The 24832-nt window shown below is 54.5% G+C and carries 23 protein-coding genes; 14 read left to right on the forward strand and 9 right to left on the reverse strand.

What is annotated here, in order from left to right; translation table 11 throughout:
- The first annotated feature begins 110 nt into the window (after window positions 1–110).
- Genes KW808_RS14030 through mnhG form a run of 6 tightly spaced genes read left to right on the forward strand, consistent with a single transcriptional unit; the run spans window position 111 to window position 6524 of the window.
- Entirely contained in the window at window positions 111–3170 is a 3060-nt protein-coding gene (locus tag KW808_RS14030; RefSeq protein ID WP_003862904.1) for a Na+/H+ antiporter subunit A, read from the forward strand.
- Window positions 3171–3173: 3 nt separating this feature from the next.
- Window positions 3174–3665, forward strand: a complete 492-nt coding sequence (locus KW808_RS14035) for a Na(+)/H(+) antiporter subunit C (RefSeq protein ID WP_003853720.1) — start codon at window positions 3174–3176, stop codon at window positions 3663–3665.
- Complete coding sequence (locus KW808_RS14040) at window positions 3658–5358, forward strand: Na+/H+ antiporter subunit D (RefSeq protein WP_003862902.1); 1701 nt, start codon at window positions 3658–3660, stop codon at window positions 5356–5358. The genes KW808_RS14035 and KW808_RS14040 overlap by 8 nt, the downstream gene beginning before the upstream one ends.
- Complete coding sequence (locus KW808_RS14045) at window positions 5355–5864, forward strand: Na+/H+ antiporter subunit E (RefSeq protein WP_003862901.1); 510 nt, start codon at window positions 5355–5357, stop codon at window positions 5862–5864. The genes KW808_RS14040 and KW808_RS14045 overlap by 4 nt, the downstream gene beginning before the upstream one ends.
- A gap of 3 nt (window positions 5865–5867) precedes the next feature.
- Window positions 5868–6143, forward strand: a complete 276-nt coding sequence (locus KW808_RS14050) for a monovalent cation/H+ antiporter complex subunit F (RefSeq protein WP_003862899.1) — start codon at window positions 5868–5870, stop codon at window positions 6141–6143.
- The gene (mnhG, locus tag KW808_RS14055; RefSeq protein ID WP_003853711.1) at window positions 6144–6524 is read left to right on the forward strand and encodes a monovalent cation/H(+) antiporter subunit G; all 381 of its coding nucleotides are present in this window, start codon (window positions 6144–6146) and stop codon (window positions 6522–6524) included. It abuts the gene before it with no gap.
- A 435-nt stretch (window positions 6525–6959) separates the two neighbouring features.
- Here mnhG and KW808_RS14060 read toward each other — a convergent pair whose 3' ends face one another.
- The 4 genes from KW808_RS14060 to KW808_RS14075 form a co-directional block, all read right to left on the reverse strand.
- Window positions 6960–7559, reverse strand: coding sequence for an alpha/beta fold hydrolase (locus KW808_RS14060; RefSeq protein WP_003853708.1), 600 nt, complete (start codon window positions 7557–7559; stop codon window positions 6960–6962).
- A 6-nt stretch (window positions 7560–7565) separates the two neighbouring features.
- Entirely contained in the window at window positions 7566–8696 is a 1131-nt protein-coding gene (locus tag KW808_RS14065) for a glutamate--cysteine ligase (RefSeq protein WP_003853704.1), read from the reverse strand.
- Between the two features lie 68 nt (window positions 8697–8764).
- Entirely contained in the window at window positions 8765–9430 is a 666-nt protein-coding gene (locus tag KW808_RS14070) for a LytR C-terminal domain-containing protein (RefSeq protein ID WP_003862897.1), read from the reverse strand.
- Window positions 9431–9435: 5 nt separating this feature from the next.
- Complete coding sequence (locus KW808_RS14075) at window positions 9436–9648, reverse strand: DUF3263 domain-containing protein (RefSeq protein ID WP_003853699.1); 213 nt, start codon at window positions 9646–9648, stop codon at window positions 9436–9438.
- Window positions 9649–9663: 15 nt separating this feature from the next.
- Here KW808_RS14075 and KW808_RS14080 point away from each other — a divergent pair, with 15 nt between their 5' ends.
- Genes KW808_RS14080 through KW808_RS14095 form a run of 4 tightly spaced genes read left to right on the forward strand, consistent with a single transcriptional unit; the run spans window position 9664 to window position 13569 of the window.
- Window positions 9664–10245 (forward strand): peptide deformylase, encoded by a 582-nt coding sequence (locus tag KW808_RS14080; RefSeq protein WP_003862894.1) that lies wholly within the window; start codon window positions 9664–9666, stop codon window positions 10243–10245.
- Window positions 10235–11242 carry an N-acetylglutamate synthase, CG3035 family gene (locus tag KW808_RS14085; protein ID WP_003862892.1) on the forward strand — a complete coding sequence of 336 codons (1008 nt, stop codon included), beginning with the start codon at window positions 10235–10237 and terminating at the stop codon, window positions 11240–11242. Before KW808_RS14080 ends, KW808_RS14085 begins: the two co-directional genes overlap by 11 nt.
- A gap of 26 nt (window positions 11243–11268) precedes the next feature.
- Window positions 11269–12060, forward strand: a complete 792-nt coding sequence (locus tag KW808_RS14090) for an exodeoxyribonuclease III (RefSeq protein WP_003853692.1) — start codon at window positions 11269–11271, stop codon at window positions 12058–12060.
- A 6-nt stretch (window positions 12061–12066) separates the two neighbouring features.
- Window positions 12067–13569, forward strand: a complete 1503-nt coding sequence (locus tag KW808_RS14095) for a phospholipase D-like domain-containing protein (protein ID WP_003862891.1) — start codon at window positions 12067–12069, stop codon at window positions 13567–13569.
- A 331-nt stretch (window positions 13570–13900) separates the two neighbouring features.
- On the opposite strand, the gene KW808_RS14100 is transcribed toward KW808_RS14095, so the two are convergent.
- On the reverse strand, window positions 13901–15097 hold the full coding sequence (locus tag KW808_RS14100) for a multidrug effflux MFS transporter (protein WP_003862889.1): 1197 nt from the start codon (window positions 15095–15097) through the stop codon (window positions 13901–13903).
- Between the two features lie 420 nt (window positions 15098–15517).
- Here KW808_RS14100 and KW808_RS14105 point away from each other — a divergent pair, with 420 nt between their 5' ends.
- Window positions 15518–16657 carry a Na/Pi cotransporter family protein gene (locus KW808_RS14105; RefSeq protein WP_170844397.1) on the forward strand — a complete coding sequence of 380 codons (1140 nt, stop codon included), beginning with the start codon at window positions 15518–15520 and terminating at the stop codon, window positions 16655–16657.
- Here KW808_RS14105 and KW808_RS14110 read toward each other — a convergent pair.
- Genes KW808_RS14110 through KW808_RS14125 form a run of 4 tightly spaced genes read right to left on the reverse strand, consistent with a single transcriptional unit; the run spans window position 16654 to window position 19697 of the window.
- Window positions 16654–17496: a PhzF family phenazine biosynthesis protein gene (locus KW808_RS14110; protein ID WP_034983209.1), complete on the reverse strand. Its 843-nt coding sequence runs from the start codon at window positions 17494–17496 to the stop codon at window positions 16654–16656. The genes KW808_RS14105 and KW808_RS14110 overlap by 4 nt on opposite strands.
- A gap of 1 nt (window position 17497) precedes the next feature.
- A complete protein-coding gene (locus KW808_RS14115; protein WP_003853677.1) occupies window positions 17498–18256 on the reverse strand; it encodes a multidrug ABC transporter permease in 759 nt (252 codons plus the stop codon).
- Window positions 18249–19181: an ABC transporter ATP-binding protein gene (locus KW808_RS14120; protein WP_499652247.1), complete on the reverse strand. Its 933-nt coding sequence runs from the start codon at window positions 19179–19181 to the stop codon at window positions 18249–18251. The genes KW808_RS14115 and KW808_RS14120 overlap by 8 nt, the downstream gene beginning before the upstream one ends.
- A 21-nt stretch (window positions 19182–19202) precedes the next feature.
- Window positions 19203–19697 carry an NUDIX domain-containing protein gene (locus tag KW808_RS14125; protein ID WP_003862881.1) on the reverse strand — a complete coding sequence of 165 codons (495 nt, stop codon included), beginning with the start codon at window positions 19695–19697 and terminating at the stop codon, window positions 19203–19205.
- Window positions 19698–19783: 86 nt separating this feature from the next.
- On the opposite strand from KW808_RS14125, the gene KW808_RS14130 reads away from it, so the two are divergent.
- The 3 genes from KW808_RS14130 to KW808_RS14140 are packed head-to-tail and all read left to right on the forward strand — an operon-like array spanning window position 19784 to window position 24782.
- Entirely contained in the window at window positions 19784–21289 is a 1506-nt protein-coding gene (locus tag KW808_RS14130) for a GlnX family signal transduction membrane protein (protein WP_170844379.1), read from the forward strand.
- Entirely contained in the window at window positions 21290–22324 is a 1035-nt protein-coding gene (locus KW808_RS14135) for a glutamate ABC transporter substrate-binding protein (protein ID WP_003862879.1), read from the forward strand.
- On the forward strand, window positions 22314–24782 hold the full coding sequence (locus KW808_RS14140; protein WP_003862877.1) for a serine/threonine protein kinase: 2469 nt from the start codon (window positions 22314–22316) through the stop codon (window positions 24780–24782). Before KW808_RS14135 ends, KW808_RS14140 begins: the two co-directional genes overlap by 11 nt.
- Window positions 24783–24832: the final 50 nt, after the last annotated feature.

The following is a 24832-nucleotide window of genomic DNA, read 5'->3' on the forward strand; positions in this document are numbered from 1 at the left end:
TACTAAAAAATCGATGTGTGTTGCTAACTGGGGGTGGCACGCACGTTGGCGTTGTTGTTTGGTGTGGCTCCAGAGTAATCCACAACGCGCAAAGGGGAACTGGAGAACACGTGCTCATTCTTTTTCTCGCGCTCACTGCAGCCGCAGTAGTCGCCCCCATCCTGATCCGAACTCTCGGTCGACCAGCTTTTGGTCTACTGGCGCTTGTACCTGGCATTGGTTTTTTCTGGGTGCTTTCGGAGTTCATCAAAGGCACTTTCAAGGATGGAGGTGAACTTCTCCTCCATTATGCCTGGATGCCTTCGGCTCACCTCAATATCGATTTCCGCATGGATTCCCTCGCGGCACTGTTCTCACTCATCATCTTAGGAGTGGGCGCCCTAGTGCTGCTGTACTGCTGGGGATATTTTGATTCCAACGCGGGTCGCCTCAGTGCCTTTGGTGCTGAACTGGTGGCCTTCGCCATGGCGATGTTTGGTCTTGTCATTTCAGACAACATCCTACTGATGTACGTCTTCTGGGAAATCACCTCCGTTTTATCCTTCCTCCTGGTTGGTTATTACGGCGAACGCGCATCTTCACGTCGCTCTGCAGGTCAAGCCTTGATGGTGACCACCCTGGGTGGATTGGCCATGCTGGTGGGCATCATTTTGATGGGTACCCAAACTGGCGTGTGGCGATTCTCTGAGATCCCTGCCTACTCAAGCTCCTGGGCAGATGTGCCGTATATTTCCGCTGCTGCTGCCCTTATCTTGGCTGGCGCACTATCCAAATCAGCTATCGCGCCAACCCACTTCTGGCTTCCCGGCGCGATGGCCGCACCAACGCCGGTGTCTGCTTACCTGCACTCTGCAGCGATGGTGAAGGCGGGTATTTACCTTGTGGCTCGCCTCTCTCCAGACCTCAACGTAGTTGGTTCGTGGTACCTGATCATCATCCCGTTGGGCATGTTGACCATGCTCATGGGTGGTTGGATGGCGCTGCGCCAAAAGGATCTCAAGCTGATCCTGGCGTACGGCACGGTATCCCAGTTGGGCTTCATTATTTCCGTGGTAGGCATTGGTACCCGCGAAGCTTTGCTGGCAGGTCTTGCACTGACCGTTGCGCACTCCCTGTTTAAGGCAACACTGTTCATGACAGTTGGCGCCATTGACCACACCACCGGAACTCGTGATATTCGTAAACTCTCCGGTCTGTGGCGTAAACAACCGATCCTGTTCGCCGTTGCTGCTGTTTCGGCGGCGTCCATGGCTGGTATTCCGCCACTGTTTGGTTTTATCGCCAAGGAAACAGCGCTGGATACCGTGTTGAATGAGCAGATGTTGCATGGCATGCCAGGTCGATTGATGCTGGCTGGCATCGTTTTGGGTTCCATCTTCACCATGGCATATTCCTGCTACTTCCTGTACGAAGCCTTTGCCACGAAGCACTCCAAATTCCCAGAGGCCAACGGTGTCTCACCTGCAGTGGAGGCAATGCATCCGGTGAAGTTTAAGCTGTGGATCGCACCTGTCATCCTGGCTATTTTGACGATTGCGTTTGGCGTTTTCCCCAAGCCAGTATCAGAAGCAATTGTCACGCACCTTGATAACGTCACGCCATCGCTTGATGATGCCCACACCAAACTGGCCTTGTGGCATGGTCTGAATCTACCGCTGCTGCTGTCTGTGGTGATCATCATTTCCGGATTCATCATCTTCTGGGAGCGAGACACCGTCGAACGTTTGCGCCCTAACACCGCAGCGTTTGGCAGTGCCGATACCGCCTACGACGCCATTCTTGATGCACTGCGTGTGCTCTCCCACCGCCTGACTGCATCCACCCAGCGTGGTTCTTTGACCCTGAACGTCGGTGTGATCTTCTTCGTCCTCACGATTGTTCCGCTGATCGCTTTGATCACTGGCGAACAAAGCGATGTCCGCATGGAGCTGTGGGATAGCCCTGTTCAGGGCTTCATCGCGGCCATCATTATCGTCGTTGCGATTGTGGCAACCACCATGGATAACCGTTTGTCTGCGCTGATTTTGGTGGGTGTGACAGGTTATGGCATTGCCGTTATCTTCGCGCTACATGGCGCACCGGACTTGGCGCTAACCCAGGTGCTGGTGGAGACCATCGTCATGGTGGTGTTCATGCTGGTCCTACGTAAAATGCCGACAGAAGTTGCCTGGAAGGCAGAACCTAAACAGTCTCGCGTGCGAGCGTGGCTTGCTGGTGCCACCGGATTGTCCGTTGTTATTGTCACCATTTTTGCCATGAATGCTCGCACCACTGAACCGATCTCTGTATACATGCAGGATCTGGCCTATGAGATCGGACATGGCGCAAACACCGTCAACGTACTGCTCGTAGACCTGCGTGGTTTTGATACCTTCGGTGAAATTTCCGTCCTTGTGATCGCGGCAACCGGTATCGCCTCCCTGGTCTACCGAAACCGCAGCTTCCGCAAGGATTCTCGCAGACCAACCCTGGCCACCACTGGTCGCCGTTGGTTGGCTGCTGCTGTTGATACCGAAAGGGCGCAGAACCGCTCGCTGATGGTTGATGTGGCAACACGTATCCTCTTCCCCGCCATGATCATGTTGTCTGTGTACTTCTTCTTCGTTGGACACAATGCCCCTGGTGGCGGATTCGCTGGTGGACTTGTTGCCTCCTTGGCGTTCGCCTTGCGCTACCTTGCCGGTGGACGTGAAGAACTTGAAGAAGCGTTGCCTATCGACGCCGGCCGTATCTTGGGAACTGGACTATTTGTTTCTGCAACTGCAGTGCTGTGGCCAATGGTTCTTCTTGGTGAACCACCGCTGACCTCCCATATTTGGGATCTCACACTGCCACTTATCGGTGAGATTCACATTGCATCCGCGCTGCTCTTTGACCTTGGTGTCTACCTGATCGTCATCGGTTTGACCATGCACATTCTCAACAGTTTGGGCGGCCAGCTCGACCGCGATGAGGAAATGCGTAAGCAGCGTGCGCGCGACCGAGCTCGACGCTTGGCGCGCAACCAGCGTCGAGAAGCAGCAACCGTCGGCGCACGCAGGTCGAACGAGAAATCGACACGCCAAATGCCGACGATTCGGCCTCCAGGGGCAGACACAGAATCGGTGGAGCAGAACGGTGAGAACCAGACGTCGATAAGCACAAAGCGTTTAAAGCAGGAAGGAAAATAACACATGGTAGCCAACCTTTTTCTGCTCCTAGCTGCTGGAACTCTCATTTCTGCGGGTGTGTATCTGCTGCTTGATCGCGCGATGACCAAAATGATCATGGGTCTCATGCTGATCGGCAACGGAGCCAACCTGCTGATTTTGGTCGCTGGAGGTTCCGCTGGATCGCCACCGATTCTGGGTCGTGAAAGCGAAATCTACGGCGACAAAACCGCTGATCCGCTTGCCCAAGCCATGATCCTGACCGCCATCGTGATCTCGATGGCGCTGACCGCGTTCATGCTGTCGCTTGCCTACCGTCAATACCGTTACCGCACCGAGGACTTCATTGAAGATGACACCGAGGACGTTGCAATCACCGTCCGCCCCAGTTTTGCGTCTGCTGCACCTGACCACGATGCATCTGACGACCCAGAAACTGGTCGCATGACCTCAGACGGCGATGATTTTGGACCCGAGTCCTTCGAGGCACCACTGAAGGGAGATAAGGATGACTAGTTTGTACGAAACTCTCGTCCCGTTGATCCCTTATATGGTCCCGCTGCCCATCATTTTGCCTGCGGTTGCGGCGGCGCTGGCATTGATTTTGTCGAAATATCTGACAGCGCAGCGCACCATTACTTTGTCTGTTTTGGCGTTCCTCATTGGTCTTAACGCCACCATGCTGTACGTGGTGGATCGCGAAGGCATTCAGACTTTGCAGTTGGGTGGCTGGGATGCCCCGATCGGAATCACCCTGGTGGCCGACCGACTGTCTGTTTCCATGCTGACGGTTAGTTCCATCGTGCTGTTTTCTGTCATGTGGTACGCGATCAGCCAGGGTATTCGCGACGGCGGCAAGGACGAACCTGTTGCGGTGTTCCTGCCTACTTACCTGCTGCTCTCGATGGGCGTGAACCTGGCGTTCCTCGCTGGCGACCTGTTTAACCTCTACGTTGGTTTCGAAGTGCTGCTGGTGGCGTCATACGTGCTGCTCACCTTGGGTGCTTCGCCGGCACGTGTACGTTCCGGCGTGGGTTATGTGATGGTGTCCATGGCGTCGTCGATGGTGTTCCTGTTTGGACTCGCCATGGTTTACGCCTCAGTGGGCACGTTGAACATGGCTCACGTTGGCCTACGCATGGAAGATGTTCCGTCTGGAACTCGCTCCGCGATCTTCGCAGTGTTGCTCGTGGCATTCGGTATTAAAGCTGCCGTGTTCCCCCTAGATTCCTGGCTGCCGGACTCCTACCCCACCGCGCCATCGCTGGTCACCGCGGTGTTCGCAGGTCTGTTGACCAAGGTGGGTGTGTATTCCATCATTCGAGCACGCTCGATTATTTTCACCGATGGATCGCTAGACACCATGCTGATGTGGGTGGCACTCGCAACCATGCTCATTGGTATTTTGGGCGCGATGGCGCAGAACGATATCAAACGTTTGTTGTCATTTACTCTGGTCAGCCACATCGGCTACATGATTTTCGGCGTGGCCCTTGGATCTGCACAGGGTTTGTCTGGTGCGATCTTCTACGCAATCCACCACATTCTGGTTCAAACTTCCCTGTTCCTGGTGGTCGGTCTGGTGGAACGCCAAGCCGGATCCTCCTCGCTGCGACGCCTTGGATCCCTGGCATATATCTCCCCACTTCTTGCGATTTTGTACTTCATCCCCGCTATCAACCTGGGTGGTATCCCGCCGTTCTCCGGCTTCCTGGGCAAGATCATGCTCATCGAAGCCGGCGCCGAAGATGGCAGTTGGCTGTCATGGGTCCTTATCGCAGGCGCCGTTGTCACCTCACTGCTCACCTTGTACACCATGGTTCTGGTCTGGTCCAAGGCCTTCTGGCGCGACCGTAAAGACGCCCCCGATGGAGCAACCGCACTTGCGCGACCCGCACCTTTGGTAGATGTCCAAGACGAAGTCGCCGTTAAAGACCGCAACGATGTCGGACGGATGCCTTGGGGCATGGTCTTCTCCACTGCTCTCCTGGTTTCAGCATCTCTTGCTGTATCCGTGCTCGCAGGACCACTGTCATCTATTACTGGACGCGCCGCCGAATCCGCACAAGATGTCAACATCTACCGCACCGCAGTACTCGGCCCCAACTACCTCGACCCATCACGCACACTCGAGATGGAGCGTTACGACGCCAACCGCGATGACATCAACCACCGCGTCGACACCAACGGAACGGAGGAACAATCATGATCAGTGGATTCAAACGACGCTTCCGCCCCGTCTTCATCATCGGCCTCACCCTCATGTGGGTCATGCTCATGGCAGAATTCACCTGGGCAAACTTCGTCGGCGGTTTCCTCGTAGCTAGCGCAATCGTGCTGTTCCTCCCACTTCCAGCCATGCCGATTGAGAACATCTCCATCCGCTGGGGATCATTCATCCTTCTGATCCTCAACTGGTTCAAAGGCCTCGCTGGGGCATCAGTCAAAGTTGCATGGCTCGCACTACGCCCAGCCGACCCACCGCGCACCGCCATTCTGCAAGTACCTATGCGCGTTCAAAACGACCTAGTTTTGTCATTCGCCACAATGCTCTACAACTTGCAGCCCGGCGGAACCGTCACAGACATCGACATCGCCAACAGAATGTGGACCATCCACGTACTCGACGCCGACGACGAAGAAGACCTCCGCCGCGAAATCCAAAACGTCGCAGACCTAGAAGCCACCCTGATCCACACCTTTGAAAGGAGCTAAGCGATGGACAACACCCTCTACACAGCAGGCCTCACAATCGCAGCTGCCTTTTTCATGCTGTCGTTCATCTTCACCATCTACCGCATCATCGTCGGACCCAACTCCATCGATCGCCTACTCGGCCTCGACGGAACCGTCTCCATGATTCAATGCTCCATGGCGACCTACATCTGCTGGACACTCGACACCACCGTCACCAACTTCATGATGGTCATCGCACTCCTGGGATTCATCAGCTCCGTATCAGTAGCCCGCTTCCGCAAGAGGGATGGTGCCTAAATGACCCTGCAACTATTCACCGACATCGTGTCTCTGGTGTTCATTCTCAGCGGCGCATTCTTGTCATTCTCCGCATCCATCGGCCTCATACGATTCAAAGACACCATGTCCAGAGTCCACGCCATGACCAAACCCCAAACAACCGGCCTTATCCTCACCGTTGTAGGCGCAATCATCCGCATCTTAGGCCACGAACACTTCGATCAATCACAACGCAGTGACCTCGGAGTCCTTGTTCTCCTCGTACTGTTTGCACTGCTCACCAGCCCAGTGACCGCGCAGCGTGTCGGCCGTGTGTCCAGGCGTGAAGGACTCTACGGTGCAAAGGACGATATGTCGGATAACCAGGCTCCTGCGGAGTTGAAGCCGAAGAAGTCTTGAGTTTTCTGAAGGCTTTCTGGAGGTTTTAGAAAGAATCAGCGCCCGGGAGCTGTTTGGGACTCTCCTGGGCGCTGATTTTTGTTATTTCAGGGTGGTTTTCGGGTTTATTGTGGTCTGGGTATGCCCCGAGTAGGCCGATGTGCAAGGGCGACTCCGCAGAACCGGACAGGCGTGCCAAAATGTCGAGTTTTCAGCACATCTTGGCACATGTGTCTGGTTTCAAGCTCTCATAACCGGACACACGTGCCAAAACCTACGGATTTCCAGGATTTTTGGCACGCCTGTCTGGTTTTCCAAAAGTTAGCCAGAATTCCAGCTTAAAGCCCAAAAATTACACCATCCCAGAATGCGATTTGAAGGACTTTTACACCCGCATCCATACAAACACCCATTCGAGAATATCAGGGCCTTAAATTGGCGTTTAGGCGTGCCCTTCTATTGGGCGAGGAATTCCGCAATCGCAGCACCAGTTTGGCGTCCATGCGTTGTGTAAGTCAGCCAATTGGCACCAATAATGGTGGTAGCCCGAGCGCTCGGGATTTGTTTTTCCAAGTCAGAATCAATTCCAGCCTTCGCAGCGGAGCCTCGGATGATTAACGTCGGCATGGTAATCTCGGAAAATCCCATCGGAACTGCAGTACGGGCTTCTTCTACCTGCTGCAGGAGGTCTTTCTTGTTCTTCTTTCGGAAGAAGAATCCTGGCATCATTTTCAGTGCGGTGCTCATGCCTTTGAGTTGTTTCTCATCAAAGGTCACCAACGGTGAATCCAGCACGAGGCGTTCCACGCGGCGGGGTTGGTTCTTGGCGATTTCCAACGCCACTCCAGCTCCGGTTCCAGCGCCGACCAGGATGACGCGTCGGATTTCTTCACGATCGAGGATGGATTCCACAGCCTGCACACCTGCGGAAACACTACCGCTCCACGGTACGATCCGTGGTTTGATTCCGGCGGGAATCTCGTTGACTACCTCGGTAAACTCGTCGGGTGTTTGTTGGGATTCCGGGATGAAAATGATGTGTTGGGATTCCACCATAGCTGTTTAGTCCAATGCTTTGAGGTCGTTGAGTTCGTCGCAGGCTAAATCAACTGCAGCTTTCCAACTGCCAGTTTCCTTAAACACTCTGCGTTGGCGTTCGTATCCACCACCACGTTCCAGGATTTCCAACACAAGTTCAAGCTCACGAGCGCAGCCGAGTTCGTTGGCTAGAGGCATCAATTGCGCAACTAGTCGGCGGAGTTCGTCTTGAACCATCGCTTCATCGGTGTCTCTGGAAATGATGATTTCGGCATCCAGACCATACCTAGCCGCGCGCCATTTATTTTCCGAAACGTGCCATTGTTGCAGGGAGGGAAGCTCTTCGCCAGCGTCGATCATGCGGTCGTAGTGCACCACGAGACAGTGGGTCAACGCCACGATGGCAGACAGTTCCCGCAGGTTGGAGGTAGAATCGGCCACGCGGACTTCGATGGTTCCCCATTTGGATGCGGGGCGGATATCAAAGTGCATGGATCCTGTGTGGTTGATGACACCGGATTTATCTTGATCCGCCATGTAACTGCACCATTCATCCCAGCTTTGGAATTGGTATGGCAGTCCGGCTGTAGGCAGCTGTTGGTAGAGCATCGTCCGGTTGGAGGCATAACCGGTATCAAGTCCGTCCCATGCTGGAGAGCTTGCAGAAAGTGCCAACAGATGTGGGTAATTTGTCAGCAGCGCATTGATGATCGGCCACACGCGATCTTCATGGCTGATGCCCACGTGGACGTGAATGCCCCAAATCAACATCTGGTTTCCCCAGTATTGGGTGCGCGCGATGATCTCGTCGTAGGAGCCTTTTTCAGATACTGGGTTTTCGCGGAAATCCGAAAATGGGTGGGATCCAGAGGTCCACAACCGAAGCCCGAGAGAATCCGCTGCTTCTTTCAGCGCATCTAGATCGTGGGAAAGCTCTGCCACTGCTTCGGGGACGGTGTCGCACACTCCGGTGACAAGCTCCACGGTGTTTTGGAGGAATTCGCGCTCGAGGTGCACCTCAGGGTGGTTCTTGGCCACAATCTCTAGTATTTCTGCAGCGCGCGGGGCTAGATCACGTGTTTCTGGATCAACAAGTGCAATTTCCCACTCAACGCCCAGGGTGGGTCGCGGTGAACGCTTAAACTCAATGCCCATGGCGTGAGCCTCCTTAAAATCCGACTAAGTCCGACTAATTACGACTAGCTCCAACAAATCCGAGAAAACTACAGCGCTACGTCTTGGACCAGCACCAAAACGAGGGCATCTTTGCCTTCAGTTTCGGTTGGCAGTGCATCGCTGCGTTCCATTGCTACGCCACTGACGCGGTCAGCGAGTTCACGTGCAGCCTTTTCAGCTTCGGTGTTTCCAGCGGTGAAGTACACAGTGTTCTGCGGAATGATGGTGTCTGGAAGGTTTCCGGACTCTACCTTTTGGTAGTCACCGCTTAGGCTGTCTGCCACTCGTGCTGCAAGTTGTGGGACGGTGGAGTTGTTGAGCACGTACAGGGTGTTCACTGGGGTGGAGTTGCCGTTAGCCGAACTAGCGCCACCAGAAGCAGCGGTCCCAGCAGCATTAGCGGCTTCGCCATCTGCAGCTGGCTGCTCAGCAGAGGTTTCTTCGGAGGTTCCAGGTTCTGCTGATGCCTGCTCGGAATCCGAAGAGCCAGAAGATTCAGCAATCGTTCCCGCGTTGGTTTCCGTGGACTGGGTTTGTCCGGCGCTGGTGGTGGAGGTGTCGTCTTTGCCCTGCATTGACCACAGTGCCCACGCTGCGAGCAATACGGCCACGGCGATCAAAATCATGGCCAAACCGCGCATGGGCAGTCCGCCTTGTTTTTCTTCTGAAGGCGTGGCCGAGTGCTGTGGAGAATTCTGCATGTCCGAAGTCATGTGGCTTAGTCTATCTTTCCGGCGCGACGTCGTAACCTGGACACCAAAGTTGGATTCACTTTCATGGCTTCGGGGGTATCGATGATCACGTTGAGGCGTTGGTAATAACGCACCGGTGAGATACCAAAAGTGGCGCGAATGGCTTCCTCTTTAGCCCCGATTGCGTGGGGTGCGTGGGCCTCAAACTCGAGGAGGGTTAAATCATCTGCGGAAAGCATGCTTAGAATGTTGCCATGACTGTCCGACCAATCGTTATTCACGGAGATCCTGTTCTCCACAACCCTACCCAGCTTGTTACTGAGGATGTCTCTGAACTGCAGGAACTAATTGCAGATATGTACGAGACGATGGATGTCGCCAATGGTGTGGGTCTTGCGGCCAACCAGATTGGTGTGTCCAAGCGCATTTTTGTTTATGACTGTCCTGATGATGAGGGCGTGATGCACAAGGGTTGTTTCATCAATCCTGTGTTGGAAACCTCTGAAATCCCAGAGACCATGCCTGCCGATGATGGCTCCGACGAGGAAGGCTGCCTGTCTGTTCCTGGCGAGGGCTTCCCCACTGGCCGTGCTCATTGGGCGAAGGTTACTGGACTGAATGAAAAGGGCGAGGAAGTTTCTGTTGAGGCTGAGGGTTTCTTGGCTCGTTGCTTCCAGCATGAGGTTGGCCACCTTGATGGTTTCTTGTACACCGATGTGTTGATTGGTCGGTGGAAGCGAATGGCTAAGAAAGCTATTAAGGCCAATGGGTGGACTGAGCCTGGTTTGACCTGGATGCCGGGTGAAGATGAGGATCCTTTCGGGCATGACGCCTAGTCTTCCCCGTTTCCGCAGCCAGAAACCTGCCGTCGGCGATCGTGTTGTTGCACGTCGTCGGATTCCTGGTGCCAATGTGCATTGGACAGATGTCATTGGCCATGTGATTGGGGTGGATCCGTTGGTGGTTCGCCCGCAGTCGGTTGGTGGGATGCCGTCGGATGCGGAAGAAATTGTCATTCCTGATGATCAGCTTGAGGTGATTAAGATTTTGTCGCCGCGCACCATTAGGAATTCGGATATTCGTGCGGTGGAGGTTGCCACGGCGAAGGCCTTTCCGGGGCTGGTCAATGAGTGGCATGATGGTTGGCTGCTGCGTGCCGGTGATGGCATTGCGGAGCGTTCTAATTCTGCGTCGCCACTCGGCCCAAGTGTTGGTTTTGAGCCGGTACCGATGGAGGATATTTCGCGGTTTTATGCACGTCACGATCTCCCCGTGAAGCTGCACATTCCGGAGCGGATTGGTCGGCCTGCGCAAAAAATGGTGGGCGCCGATCCGAAGCAGTGGGTGCTGGGCCCGGAGATTTTGGTGATGACGAAATCTTTGGACCATGTGGAGTCGCACGAATTGCCCGGTGGCCTAGAATTTAGCGTCGATAAGCAGCCTGACCAGGAGTGGCTGGGCATGTATCATTTCCGCGGACAGGCGTTGCCCGCTCACGCCCTTGAGCTTTTGCGCACGCAAATCGAGGGCCGCATGGGGTTCGGGCGCCTGACCACGCCGGCGGGGCAAACCGTCGCGATCACGCGCGCCACCATCACAGCTGCGGAGGAGCGCATATTTTTGGGCTATTCAGCGGTCGAGGTGGATCCTGCTTTTCGACGTCAGGGGCTGGGCACCGCGCTCGGCTCGCGCATCCAGGAGTGGGGCGCCGAGCAACACGCACAAGAGGCATATCTCCAGGTTGTCGCCCATAATGAAGCAGGTATCGGCCTGTATCAAAAGCTCGGGTTCAGTGAACACCACCGACACCGGTACGCCGAACGGAAATTCTAAAACCCAAAACAGCTAGGGTATAAGTCATGCGCATCGTTAATTGGAACGTCAACTCTGCTCGCACTCGTGTGGACCGGATGGTCGATTTTTTGCTTCGCCATGATGTTGATGTATTAGCGGTGCAGGAAACCAAGTGTAAAGATGAGCAATTTCCCACCGAGCGTTTCACCGAAATCGGCTATGAGGTAGCCCATTTCGGCCTTAACCAGTGGAATGGTGTCGCCATTATTTCCCGCGTTGGCATTGAAAATGTGGAAACCCACTTCCCTGCTCAACCGGGATTCAACAAAGACATCACCAAGGAACAATCCATCGAAGCCCGTGCCATCGGCGCCCGCTGCGGTGGCGTCCAGGTGTGGAGCCTCTATGTTCCCAACGGCCGCGAAATCGCCGACCCTCACTACGACTACAAACTGCGCTGGCTATTCTCCCTGCGCAACTACGTGATCGACACCTTGGAATACCGCCCCGAGGAAAAACTGGTGTTGCTCGGCGACTTCAACATCGCGCCCACAGACATCGACGTCTGGGACATCGCAGCCTTCGAAGGAAAAACCCACGTCACCGAACCAGAACGTGCAGCTTTCGACGGCCTCATCGAAGCCGGACTCAAAGAAACCACCCCCGGACCTGGTACCTACACCTACTGGGATTACAAAGGCGCACGCTTCCTCAAAGGCGAAGGCATGCGCATCGATTTCCAGCTCGCATCCCCGGCCCTTGCTGCAACCGCGGGTGAAACCTTTGTGGACGTTGAAGAACGCAGCGGAACCGGCGCCTCTGACCACGCACCAGTCATCGTTGATTACAAGGTGTAACTGCGTATGATCTTTCAGATCAACCTCGAATCTTGGCAAACCGTTGGTTTGATCATCGACTACACCATCAAAATCATCGCCATTGGCTACGTACCCGAAGGACGCCGACCCAGCTCCTCCACCGCGTGGCTCCTGGCAATTTTGCTGCTCCCCTACGTCGGACTCCCACTGTTCCTGCTTATGGGATCGCCATACATCAACCGGCGACGCCACCGCATCCAACAAGAAATCAACGACCTCATCGAAGACGTCCACGACGACGTCCCCGACATCCCCACCGGAATGGATGTCTCCACGGAAGTTGAATCTGTCATCAAACTCAACCGCCGCCTCACCCGCATGCCAGCAGTGACCGGCGGAAACAACGGCTTCTACTCCGACTACCGTGAATCCCTCAAACGGATGACCGCCGCAATCGACGAAGCCGAAGAATACATCTACGTCGAGATCTACATCATGGCCTGGGATTCCTGCACCCAACCATTCTTCGCAGCACTCGAACGAGCCCACAACCGCGGCGTCCAAGTCCGACTCCTTTTCGACCACGTCGGCAGCTGGAAATACCCCGGCTACCATCGCCTCAAAAAAGAACTCAACCGCATGGGCTTCGCCTGGTACCTCATGCTCCCCCTCCAACCCTGGCGACGCCGCTTCCGCCGACCCGACCTGCGCAACCACCGCAAAATGCTCATCATCGACGGCCACACCGCATTCATGGGCTCCCAAAATCTCATCGCCCCGAGTTACCTACAAAAGAAAAACATCAAACTCGGCCGCGAATGGAAAGACCTCATGGTCGAACTCACCGGCCCCATCGTCTCCTCCATGGAAATGATCTTCGCCGGCGACTGGTACGTCGAATCCAACGAAGCCCTCGACATCCGCGACCACGCAGAAGCCCACGGCTACATCGGCAACACTCAAAAAGACTCCGCCACCAACCTCGTGCAGCTCATCCCCTCCGGCCCTGGTTACACCACAGAACCCAACCTGCGCATGTTCAACTCCATCGTTCACCACGCCAAAGAACGACTCATCTTGTGCAGCCCCTACTTCATCCCCGACGAATCCCTCCTCGAAGCCGTCACCTCAGCCTGCTACCGCGGAGTAACCGTCGAACTATTCGTCTCTGAACAAGCCGACCAATTCGCCATCGACCACGCCCAATCCTCCTACTACCAGGCACTCCTTGAAGCCGGCGTGAAAATCTACCAATTCCCCAAACCCGACGTCCTCCACACCAAGTACATGATCGCCGACCCCGACGACACCACCGGCAACGAAGCCCTCGGAGTCCTCGGATCCTCCAACCTCGACATCCGCAGCTTTGGCCTCAACTACGAAATCTCCCTGATGATCGCCAAAGGCAACCTCATCCACGAACTCAACGCCCTCACCGATCGTTACCGCACAGTAAGTCTCAAGCTCACCTTGGATAAGTGGAACCAGCGCAGTTGGCGGCGCCGCTACGTGGACAATGTCATGCGTTTGACCTCGGCGCTGCAGTAGTTTGACGCGTTTGGAGTGCGTTTGAGGTGGCTTTTAGAGGGCCCGACTGTACCCATCGCCATTATGCAAATATCCGTTCGAAACTTTGGTCGGGCCACGCGTTTGTGGTGGATTTTTGCACCTTGCAGCCAGTTTGATGCGAAAATTCGTTCGATTTAATGGTCGGGCCACAGGATTGTGGTGGAAATTTGATCAGGGAACTGACAGGATCCCCAATGGTCCCATCAGCCCCAAAAGTCACACCCCTAGATTGCCGTTTAAGGGCCTCGAATCACCATTTCCACCCATGTATCCATCTGGCACCTCAAAGCCCTTAAAACGCCACCTAGAGCTACTTCATTTCTGGAATACCTTTTCGACCTGCCAGGTACGCACACCCACACGCCAGCAGTGCACAAGCAGTCATTGCGATTCCCATAGTCAAAGCCTTATCAGAGCCTAATCCGACCAGTGAACTCACCAAAGCACCCATCGTGAATTGCACGAAACCCAAAATTGCAGAACCCGATCCCGCCCTGCTTCGCACCACTTCAGTTCCCAGAGCTGTCGCGTTAGCCATAACCATCGGAATATGGGAAACGATAAGAAACAGCAGCAACAGGAACAGCGGTATCCAATTAATAAACAGCACTTCAATCAGCAAAAGCGCACACAGCACAGTAAAACTGGCCAGCACAGTTTGCATGATGCGGTGTGGATGAATCCGCTGCAGAAGTCGCCTATTGACCATTCCGCCCACAATCAAACCAAAAGCATTCACTCCGAAAATAATGGAATACAGCAGTACCGGAATGCCCATTTGATTCTGCAGCACGAACGGCGACGCCGAAATGTAGGAGAACATCGCCCCAAAAGACAGCCCCAATGTGAATACATATGCCAAAAATTGAGGATTCTTCAGCACAAAGACATAGTTGGACAGCATTCCGCCAAGTCCTGCTGCGGTACGCTCTTCAACTGGCTTCGACTCCTTAATCTGCAGCAAAGCAACAAGCAGCTGCGCAAAATTCACCAGTGCAAGTGCCCAGAAAATTCCCCGCCAGCCGAAAGGCCCGACCAGCACACCACCAATGAGCGGAGCTACCACGGGAGCAATTCCCTGAATAATCATCAGCAGTGCAAAGGCGTGCGCAGCCTTTTGTCCGCGTTCAAGGTCTGGCACGATCGCGCGCGCAATCACCACGCACGCACCGCCGCCAAGCCCCTGCACCAGGCGTGCGATCACTAATACGCTTATCGACGGCGCCAGCGCGCACACCACACTAGCGACCAGCGCGGCCACCGCACCTGCAACGAGCAGGCCTTTCCTTCCCAATTGATCCGACAAAGGACCAATGATCAATTGGCCAATCGCCATTCCAGCCATAAAGGAAGAAAGAGTTAACTGCACCATCGGTGCAGTTGTCCCCAAATCTTCCGCAATACCAGGCATTGCCGGCAAATACATATCGGTCGCTAGCGCGGAGCTGGCTGACAATAATGCCAATCCCATAATCAGGGCGGTGCTCAGCTGTTGTTTTTTCTGCATCACTGTCTCGTGTATCTATATCGAAGATTTGGGGGTATTTTTAATTAGAAATTTTCATTCAGGTACCATCAGCACCGGAAGATAGCACCAATACTTAAAACTTTTAAGACTAACGGATTTAAATCGGGCACGTGAACAAATCGGGAATTTTGTTATTGGTTTGTTCACTCCCATGCAATGTACGATCGGTTCTAACGTCTACGGCAATTGACACGTCAATTTAATTCAGGAAAGGGGTGGGGAGAATTTATGTCTAGTGGTTTTGAATATGTTCAACATCCTCGACGAGCCCTCCCTCCGCCTATACCTGAACGGAAAGGTCCTGCCGCAGCATTCCTGCCGGGAACTTTCCATCCCATTAATCCAAAGAATATTGCAGCGAGCCACGATCAGGTGCTTCTATCTGGTTGGGGCAAATTTGTGCGTTGGCTCTTGGTGTTGTTGTCCATTTTGGTCATCATCATTGGCATCAACCTCATCTTGGACGGTGTCTACGGATTTGGTACTTTTTCAACCACCCAGATGTACCAAGTTGCGAAAGATCCACTCATTGGTGTGCTGATCGGTATCTTGGCTACGGCCTTGGTGCAATCATCAACCACCACCACAACGTTGACGGTGACTGCAGTTGGTACGGGCATTGTGTCGGTGCCTGTGGCGATTCCGATCATTCTTGGCGCAAATATCGGTACGACGATCACCGCGATGCTCGTTGCGTTTTCTTATGTGGGTGAACGCAGGGAGTTTAAGCGAGCGTTTACGGTTGCCGCCATGCATGTGTGGTTTAACGTGCTCGTCATTCTTGTTCTATTTGTTGTGGAATTGCTCTTTCATCCATTCCGCACAATTAGTGGTGCGATCGCAACGGAGATCACACTGACAACTGGTGGCTCTTTGCCTACCAGTGATGTGATGACCAAGATTTTTGATCCCCCAACCCAACTTCTGGGTATGAATGGTCTTATCGGTTCGATCGGCAATCCAAGTATTTCGGCGATTGTATGTCTTGTGGTGGGCACCATTCTTATTCTGATTTCGGTGCGTGCCATGAGTTCTCAGATCCGAACCATTACGGCAGCGACCGTAACCTCAATTATGGACAAGGTGATCAATCCAGAGAACAGCCCCAAGGCGACGATTCTTTCCAATTTCTGGAGCTTCATTCTTGGAGTTTTGTTCACGCTCATGGTCACTGCCTCGTCAGTGACCGTGGCTTCCATGCAGCCAGTGGCTGCCTCTGGTGTCGTTAAGCAAAAGCCATTGCTGGGCGTCATTTTGGGTGCCAACGTGGGCACCACGGTGACCGCAATGTTTGCTACTTTCGCGATTGTCAGCGATCAGGGTGAGTTCGCTATTCAGGCTGCGTTGATCCACCTCATTGTGAACTTCACCGGCGCATTACTAGTGCTGTGTATTCCGCAGCTTGCCAATGTGATTATTCACTTGGCCGAGAAAACTGCGAACCTCACTGCCCGCAGTTACTCCATCACCCTGGCCACAATTGCAACGGCCTATGTCTTGGTTCCTTCAGCTGTGTTGATGATTTACTTCTTCATTTAAAACTCTGCTGTTCCTTGAAAGATCGTGGTCACAGAGCCGCCCACCCAAATCACATGAGATTCAATACTGATGTGGATTTCCCCGGCGCGACCGATGGCGGTTCCTTGGGATGCCAAGTAACCTTCGCCGGCGCGACCATCTCGGTGTAGCCACTGCGCAATGGATGCATTGAGGCTTCCTGTTACTGGGTCTTCACCGATTCCTGGAGCGAATGCCCGTACTTCAAAAGCGTGGGGAGCCCCTTCGGGATAGGCCCCAATCACTCCGAGTTTCAATGTTGGATGTGCACTGAAATCGGGTTCCAGATCCAATACGTGTTGGGCGCTCGGTAGCTCCACTACTGCCCAGCCGGGGCCGTTGTCTACCCATTGGTGGGCTCGAATGAAGTCGGGGCTGATTCCTAAAGCCTCACAAGCTGCGTCTAGGTCGGAAGCATCCAATGGCCCGTCTTTGAGTGTGGGTGGAGCCTGAAAAGCCAATCCACTTGCTGGCCCGTCAATAGCGCGCACAGCAACTAAACCGGCGACACATTCCTGAACCAACTGGGTTCCCTGTTCACCGTGCAGTTCCCTAAACACGTGGGCGGTTCCGAGTGTTGGGTGTCCAGCGAAGGGGAGCTCACCGGTTGGGGTGAAAATGCGCACTCGGTAGTCAGCACCTTCTTGGGTTGGCTTTAAAAGAAATGTGGTTTCTGAGAGGTTTGTCCACCTAGCGATTCGGGCCATTTGTTCGGCACTTAAGTCATCAGCATCGGCGATGACAGCAAGCGGGTTTCCCATGAACGGCTCGGAGCTGAATACATCTACTTGGTAATAGGGCCGCGATATTTTAGAGGGCATTTTAGGCGTCTTTCTTTTCTAGGACGACGATTCCGAGTGCGAACAGCACGAATGCCCACGCTCCGAAGTACACCGCTCCCATGGTGGTGGACCATCCTGGATCAATTGATTGATAGTCGGTGATAAATGCGTAGAGGTTGGTGAAGGGACCATACTTGCCGACGTATTCGCCGATGCGTGGCAGGAAAGACAGGAGGTTTTCGATAGCAAAGTGCCACATAAGCACCAGTGCCACTGCTCCTGCAGTTTGACGCAGCAGGAGCGCAATTCCGGAACAGAAAGTTACCAATAGTGCTGCTGCCAGTGGGTATTGCCACATGATTCGTCGTGCTTGCGTATCTTCCCACACCACCAGGGTGGAGCTTGCAGTGTCTGATGCCAGGGCTTTGGCTAGATAGAAGCACAGAATCACGGTGATGAAGGTCAACACTACGGCGAACACGAGGTACAGCAACCATTTGGAAACGGCGACAACCCAGCGTTTTGGTGTGGCGAGGAAGGTTTGGGTTTGGTAGCCGAATCGAAACTCGGTGGTGAACATCATGATGGATTGGATCATGATCACCACGAAACCAAGGAGGTAAAGGCCGGTGACTGTGCTGCCTGCGAGAAGGAACAGTGATGCAAAGCTTTCGCCGGTGGCGAGTGATCCGGTGAGCGCTGCGTATCCCAGGCTGAAGACCAGAATTAGTGCGGTTGTCCACCAGAAGGATTTGGTGGTGACAAGTTTGGTCCATTCGGAGCGGATGGTATTAATCATTGTTGTCCACACTTCCAGCCTGGTACTGCACTGCTTCGCCGGTGGTTTCGAGGAATGCTTCTTCCAGGGATGCTCGGGTTTCGGACAGTTCTAACAAGGCAATTCCTCGTTCGAATGCCAAACGGCCGATGTCATCGGTGGTGGAGCCATCGATGCGATAGGTCATGCGTCCGCTTTCATCTGGTGCTGTGTTGAATGCGACTCTGGCTTCTTTCAACGCGTTTTCCAAAGCGCCGGGTACTGCTGCGCGCACCACAACTGTGGAAGCGGAATGGGAGCGCACAAACTCATGCATGGGCATATCGGCGACCAGCTTGCCACGCCCAATCACGATCAAATGTTCCGCAGTTTGCGCCATCTCGGACAGCAGGTGGGAACTCACGAGCACGGTTCTGCCCTGCTTGGCGATGTTTTGCAACAAGGTGCGCACCCAGTGAATGCCTTCTGGGTCAAGGCCGTTGACGGGTTCGTCGAGAATTAAGTATTCCGGATCGCCGAGCAATGCTGCAGCAAGTCCTAGACGTTGGCCCATGCCTAGTGAAAACCCACCGGTCTTCTTTGACGCAACACCAGTCAGTCCCACGAGGGTGAGAACTTCATCGACTCTTTTGGTGGACAGCCCATTAGCGCGGGCGATCCACTTGAGATGGTTTTCTGCTGTTCTATTTGGGTGTGTTGCTTTGGCATCAAGCAGTGCTCCCACTTTGGTCAGGGGATTTTTGAGCGATCGGTAGGGTTGTCCTTCGATCGTGGCATGCCCTGCAGTTGGATTATCTAAGCCAAGGATCAGCCGCATGGTGGTGGATTTTCCGGCGCCGTTGGGGCCGAGAAATCCGGTGACTATTCTGGGTTTTACTTCGAAGCTCAGATCATCGACTGCACGGACCTGACCATATTGTTTGGTGAGGCCTTCAACGTTGATCATGCGCACCAGTGTCGCATAAACCTACTCTGTTGTGTTCAGTAGCTTTCTTAAAGAGGGCCACGCTTTGGCGAATGCTGGCATCAAAGCCAAAGAGTCAACCGCTGCGATATCTACCCACCGTAGTTCGAGGGATTCTTCATTAGCGGTGGTCTCTAGGGTTTCGCCGGTTTTAGTTCGTGCGATGACCGTGGTGTAGGTCCAGTTGCCGGCAAGTTCTGGGCGTTCTGGATCGGCGGGAAAAGGGCCTGCGGTGACTATTGAATCTAAAACTTCCACGTCGTCGGGCAGGATTCCAGTTTCTTCAAATGCTTCACGCAGGGCTGATTCCGCTGCGGTTTCATGTGAGTCTCGTGCGCCTCCAGGGAGTGCCCAGGTGTCGCCGTTGTTGGTCCATGCGGCTCGGTGCTGCATGAGCATTTGTTTATCTGCTACCAACAACAATCCTGCTGCTCCGTTTTTGCCCCATACTGCCCCGCCATTGGGTGCTGCTGCCCATCCATCGCCGTCGCCTTTCATGGTGTCCACATTAGGCTAAACGCTGGGGGTATTCATCAAGGTAGCCAATACTTTCAACATGTCATGAGTCACGCTATTCTGAAACAATGATCCGGGATGGAAATGGGGAGCATCCAGAGGCGCCTGATCCTCTGGATGATTCTGCGGTGCAAAATTCAGCCCCACATTCAGCCCCACATTCAGCTCAGACCCGGTTGGAGTCTTTGGATACCGATGACTCGCCTGATCATTGGCTTGATCCGTTAACGGAGAAGGATACTTCTAAGCGCACTCTCGTTAATTCGATTGTTCAGGAAACTTTCGGCCAGCCTATTTTTGTTGCCCGCAAGATTTGGGCTTTCGTCAATACGTCGCCGGGCCGGATGACGTTGATGACGATTATCATTTCGATCGCCATTTTTGCTGCTGGTTACGCCATGTCGGTGTCTTCGGATACTAGGCAGTCCAATTTGGATGATTTGATCACTAATGCGGAGCCTGTTTCCTATAACGCGCATGTGCTTTATACATCATTGTCGGTTGCTGATACCACTGCTACCACTGGTTTTGTTCAGGCTGGTGTGGAAGGCCCGGTGAATCGGGTGAAGTATCACACTGCCATTGATCGTGCGGCGGTTGCGGCTACTCATACTGCGGCATCTGCGGATAGTAGTAATGAGCATTTGATGGAGTTGGTGCTGGAGATTCAGCGTCAGTTGCCGGTGTATACGGGGTTGGTGGAAACTGCTCGGACTAATAACCGTGCGGGTAATCCCGTGGGTGTGGCCTATATGTCTGAGGCCAGCGCGATGATGCGTAATGAAATTTTGCCGATGGCGTCTGAGCTTTACAACCTGACGAGTCGTGCGGTGTCTGATCAGCAGCGTTCGGTGACGGGTCCGCAGTGGTTTCCGCTGTCTGGATTGCTTGCGGCTCTTGCCATGTTGATTGTTGCGCAGTGGTGGTTGATGCGGATTACGCGCAGGCGCATCAACAAGGGGTTTGCCCTGGCCACGGTGATGATGATGACGGCAACGTTATGGGTGTCAGCTGCAAACTGGGCGACGTGGCAGGCTGGCACGAAGGGTTTTGAGGAAGCGTCGGGGCCGTTGAATTCCATGACTACGGCTCGTATTTATGCGCAGCAGACCCGCACGACAGAGACGTTGTCGTTGGTGCGTAGGCAGTCGATTCAGGGCAGTGGCACTGGTTTTACCGCAACGATTAATCAGATTAAGCGTGCGCTGGATGAGTATGAAACCACTGCGCAGTCACAGACTCCGGAGCATCAGCAGTTGATTACGGCGATTCGTAATGCGATTGCTGCATGGACTGCTGATCACGATGAGTTCACGGTGTTGTTGGCGTCTGGTGAGTACAACGGCGCGGTCAGTGCGGTGCTCAACAAAGATGAGGAAGGCCAGACCAGCTTTGATGAGCTCGATACTGCGCTGGCTGAGTTGATCGCGGATTCTCGCAGCTCCATGCGTTCCTACATCCAGTCGGGCCTGCAGGCCACGGAGTTGGTGTCCGTCATGGTGATGCTGCTGTCTGTCGTTTCTGTGTTGGCTTTGTGGGTCGGCATCCGCCCCCGTTTGCAGGAGTACTTATAAATGCACGCTTTTCGACGCCCCCCTCCACTCACCACGCGAGTCGGCGCTGCATTGCTGGCCGCAACGCTGCTTGCTTCCTGCACTCCAACACCTGTGGAACCGGCAGAAACCTTGACTGCTTTGGATCCCGATGCCGGTCCACCACTGCCACCGGATTCTTCGATTGAAGCTCCCGGTGAAAAAGAGCCCATAGTGGAAGCAATAGAGAATTGGCCAGGTTCTTTACGCCCGGATGATCTGACCCCTGAGGAGCGGGTACCTGGCATCGTCAACCGGGGTCGCATCATTGTGGGTGTGGATCAATCGCAAAACTTGCTCAGTTTCCGTGATCCGGTGACTGGTGAGCTGCGCGGTTTTGAAGTGGAATTAGCGAGGGAAATTTCCCGTGACATTTTCGGTGACCCCAATAAGGTGGATTTCCGATTCGTCGGCTCGTCCGACCGTCTGCGTTCCCTTGACCAAGGTGATGTAGATATTGTGATTCGTTCCGTCACGATCACCGACGAACGCGCCAAATTGGTGGAATTTTCCACACCGTACCTGCGCACCCAAACCCGCATGTTGACCATGGAATCTTCAGGAATCACGTCCATCGCAGATCTACCCGGCCACACCATTTGTGTCACCGATGGCTCCACTTCATTGCAGCGAGCCCGCACCATTGCGCCGGAGGCCTCAATCTTAAAAACTCGCAATTGGTCCGATTGTCTCATGGCGTTGCAGCAGCATCAGGCTCAGGTCATTTTGGGCGATGATGTCATTTTATCCGGCATCGCAGCACAGGATCCCTACACCAAGATTCTTGATACCTCCCTCGATTCCCATTCCTATGGAGTGGCAGCGGCATCGACCACTGCTGAAACAGACTCTTCGGGGTTGATTCGGCAGGTAAACTACACAATTGAACGGATCCGCACAGACCGCATGTGGTGGACAATGTTCGACGATTGGTTCGGACCTTATCTCTGGTCCTACGGTCCACCACAGCTGCAGTACATGCCAGAGGAAGAAGGGACAGAAAACGATGAAGGATAATGAAGATTTCGATCCAGATTCACCAGCAACCGAAGCTGTTGCCTTCAACCCTTTCGACGATGACGATGAGGATGATTCCCCCGCTACCTCAGCCGTTGCCTTTAACCCTTTTGAAGATGACGATGACGACGATGAGTTCCAAGGCGAAGGCCTAGAATTCCTGCTGCGCGACCTCGACAATCTGCGAGCCACCCAAGGTCAAATGGTGGTGGAACAACCAGCAGTTGAAGACAGCCTTGGGTCGGCATCCGCGCACACTGAAACAACTGCGGCCTCGCTGCGTCCCCGCCCAGAGGTGGATCCAAGTGAGAGGAGTCGTCGACAAGCAATTTCGCTGTTCCGCGAACGGCGCCGCGTAAGGCGCCAATCCCGCCCAGTTGCTGATGGCATGGTGGAATTGCCGTTCATCACCCCCAAACCGGAAGATGAGCTGCTCATCGACCCGGAAAAGAAGCGCAAACCTGGTGTGGCAGCGCCGCAACTTGTCGCGGGCGATATCGTCGCAGAGCAATATGAAGTCCTCGGCGTCATCGCGCACGGCGGCATGGGTTGGATTTACCTCGCCAACGACCGCAATGTGTCCGGCCGCATCGTGGTGCTCAAAGGCATGATGGCGCAATCTTCCGTTCAAGACCAAGGCACCGCTGAAGCCGAACGCGAATTCCTCGCCGACATCACCCACCCCGGCATCGTGAAGGCCTACAACTTCATCGACGACCCCCGCGTCCCCGGCGGATTCATCGTCATGGAATACGTCAACGGCCCCTCCCTGAAAGACCGCTGCAAAGCCCAACCCGACGGCGTCCTCCGCGTCGACCTCGCCATCGGCTACATCCTCGAACTCCTCCCCGCCATGGACTACCTGCACCAACGCGGCGTAGTGTACAACGACCTCAAACCCGAAAACGTCATCGCCACCGAAGACCAAGTTAAACTCATCGACCTCGGCGCGGTTACCGGCATCGGCGCATTCGGCTACATTTACGGCACCAAAGGATTCCAAGCACCCGAAGTAGCCACCGATGGCCCCTCAATCTCCTCCGATATTTTCACCATCGGACGCACCCTCGCAGCACTCACCATGCCCCTCCCCGTTGAAGACGGTGTCCTCGCGCCGGGCATCCCCTCGCCCAAAAATTCACCTCTTCTGCGCAGGCATTTGTCGTTCTACCGCCTCCTGCAACGCGCCACCGCCGACGACCCCCAACACCGATTCCACAACGTCAGCGAACTACGCACCCAACTCTACGGCGTACTGCGTGAAATTTTGGCAGTCCGCGACGGCAAACAATACCCGCCACAGCACTCACTATTCTCCCCACAGCGAAGCACCTTTGGCACCAAACACCTCGTGTTCCGCACCGACCGCATCATCGACGGCATCGAACGACAAGCACGCATCACAGCACCAGAAATTGTCTCCGCGCTGCCTGTCCCACTCATCGACCGCACCGACCCCGGCGCCCGTATGCTCTCCGGATCCTCCTATGCAGAACCCTCCGAAACCCTGGAAACTCTGCGCAACTCCATGGAAGACGAGCAATACCGCCAATCAATCGAGATCCCCCTCGGTGTCGTCCGAGCCCTCCTTGACCTAGGCTTTACCACCGAAGCACGCCAATGGCTCGAAACCCTAGAGGGACGCATCGGCGACGACTGGCGACACAAATGGTTCTCCGGAATCACCTACCTACTCCTCGACGACTACGCCACCGCCCAAGTATTCTTCAACCACGTCCTGACCATCCTGCCCGGCGAAGCCGCACCAAAACTAGCCCTCGCAGCTGTTGACGAACTCATCCTCCAACAAATCGGCGCCGAATCCACCGCCTATCTCACCCCAGACATCGTCTCTGCAACCGCGACCCTCAGCAAAGATTTCGAAGACCTCGACGCCTCCGCCTTCGAATCACTCAGCGACACCTGGTCCCACATCTCCAGCGACCCACACGTAGTCCGCTTCCATTCACTGCGCCTCTACGCACTTGTCTGGGCAACCAACCCCACCACCGTGTCCTCCGCGTTCGGGCTCGCCCGCCAACTCATGGCCGAAAACCAAATCGAACTCGCAGTCCAAGCCCTAGACAAACTCCCCCAATCATCCACCCACTACCGAATGGCCACCCTCACCACCATCTTGTTGCTGGTCAGCTCCAATTTGAGTGAATCCCGCATCCGACGGGCTGCCCGCCGACTCACCGAAATCCCCACAAACGAGCCCCGCTTCAACCAGATCAAAATTGCCATCATGTCGGCAGGCCTCAGCTGGCTTCGAGAACGAAAGCTCAAAGCCTCCGCCTCCGCGAACCCACTATTTGAATACCCGTTCTCCCAAAAAGGCCTGCGCACCGGTATCTCCGAAGCACTCCGCATTCAGGCGCGTTCTGCACCGTTCCCACACCACCGTTACGCACTTGTGGATATGGCGAATGCCGTGCGGCCACTGAGTTGGTTCTAGCTGTTTTGACTTGGGGCTATTTGGTAGGTGGCGATTTAAGGGCCTTTAGG

It is taken from the genome of [Brevibacterium] flavum (assembly GCF_019317305.1).
GTDB classification, from domain to species: Bacteria; Actinomycetota; Actinomycetes; order Mycobacteriales; family Mycobacteriaceae; genus Corynebacterium; species Corynebacterium glutamicum.

Excerpts from the sequence above, each read along its gene's own strand:
- KW808_RS14035 (WP_003853720.1), top strand. The coding sequence starts at position 3,174 with ATGGTAGCCAACCTTTTTCTGCTCCTAGCTGCTGGAACTCTCATTTCT.
- KW808_RS14040 (WP_003862902.1), top strand. The coding sequence starts at position 3,658 with ATGACTAGTTTGTACGAAACTCTCGTCCCGTTGATCCCTTATATGGTC.
- KW808_RS14045 (WP_003862901.1), top strand. The coding sequence starts at position 5,355 with ATGATCAGTGGATTCAAACGACGCTTCCGCCCCGTCTTCATCATCGGC.
- KW808_RS14050 (WP_003862899.1), top strand. The coding sequence starts at position 5,868 with ATGGACAACACCCTCTACACAGCAGGCCTCACAATCGCAGCTGCCTTT.
- mnhG (WP_003853711.1), top strand. The coding sequence starts at position 6,144 with ATGACCCTGCAACTATTCACCGACATCGTGTCTCTGGTGTTCATTCTC.
- KW808_RS14060 (WP_003853708.1), bottom strand. The coding sequence starts at position 7,559 with ATGGTGGAATCCCAACACATCATTTTCATCCCGGAATCCCAACAAACA.
- KW808_RS14065 (WP_003853704.1), bottom strand. The coding sequence starts at position 8,696 with ATGGGCATTGAGTTTAAGCGTTCACCGCGACCCACCCTGGGCGTTGAG.
- KW808_RS14070 (WP_003862897.1), bottom strand. The coding sequence starts at position 9,430 with ATGACTTCGGACATGCAGAATTCTCCACAGCACTCGGCCACGCCTTCA.
- KW808_RS14075 (WP_003853699.1), bottom strand. The coding sequence starts at position 9,648 with ATGCTTTCCGCAGATGATTTAACCCTCCTCGAGTTTGAGGCCCACGCA.
- KW808_RS14080 (WP_003862894.1), top strand. The coding sequence starts at position 9,664 with ATGACTGTCCGACCAATCGTTATTCACGGAGATCCTGTTCTCCACAAC.
- KW808_RS14085 (WP_003862892.1), top strand. The coding sequence starts at position 10,235 with ATGACGCCTAGTCTTCCCCGTTTCCGCAGCCAGAAACCTGCCGTCGGC.
- KW808_RS14090 (WP_003853692.1), top strand. The coding sequence starts at position 11,269 with ATGCGCATCGTTAATTGGAACGTCAACTCTGCTCGCACTCGTGTGGAC.
- KW808_RS14095 (WP_003862891.1), top strand. The coding sequence starts at position 12,067 with ATGATCTTTCAGATCAACCTCGAATCTTGGCAAACCGTTGGTTTGATC.
- KW808_RS14100 (WP_003862889.1), bottom strand. The coding sequence starts at position 15,097 with ATGCAGAAAAAACAACAGCTGAGCACCGCCCTGATTATGGGATTGGCA.
- KW808_RS14110 (WP_034983209.1), bottom strand. The coding sequence starts at position 17,496 with ATGCCCTCTAAAATATCGCGGCCCTATTACCAAGTAGATGTATTCAGC.
- KW808_RS14115 (WP_003853677.1), bottom strand. The coding sequence starts at position 18,256 with ATGATTAATACCATCCGCTCCGAATGGACCAAACTTGTCACCACCAAA.
- KW808_RS14120 (WP_499652247.1), bottom strand. The coding sequence starts at position 19,181 with ATGATCAACGTTGAAGGCCTCACCAAACAATATGGTCAGGTCCGTGCA.
- KW808_RS14125 (WP_003862881.1), bottom strand. The coding sequence starts at position 19,697 with ATGAAAGGCGACGGCGATGGATGGGCAGCAGCACCCAATGGCGGGGCA.
- KW808_RS14130 (WP_170844379.1), top strand. The coding sequence starts at position 19,784 with ATGATCCGGGATGGAAATGGGGAGCATCCAGAGGCGCCTGATCCTCTG.
- KW808_RS14135 (WP_003862879.1), top strand. The coding sequence starts at position 21,290 with ATGCACGCTTTTCGACGCCCCCCTCCACTCACCACGCGAGTCGGCGCT.
- KW808_RS14140 (WP_003862877.1), top strand. The coding sequence starts at position 22,314 with ATGAAGGATAATGAAGATTTCGATCCAGATTCACCAGCAACCGAAGCT.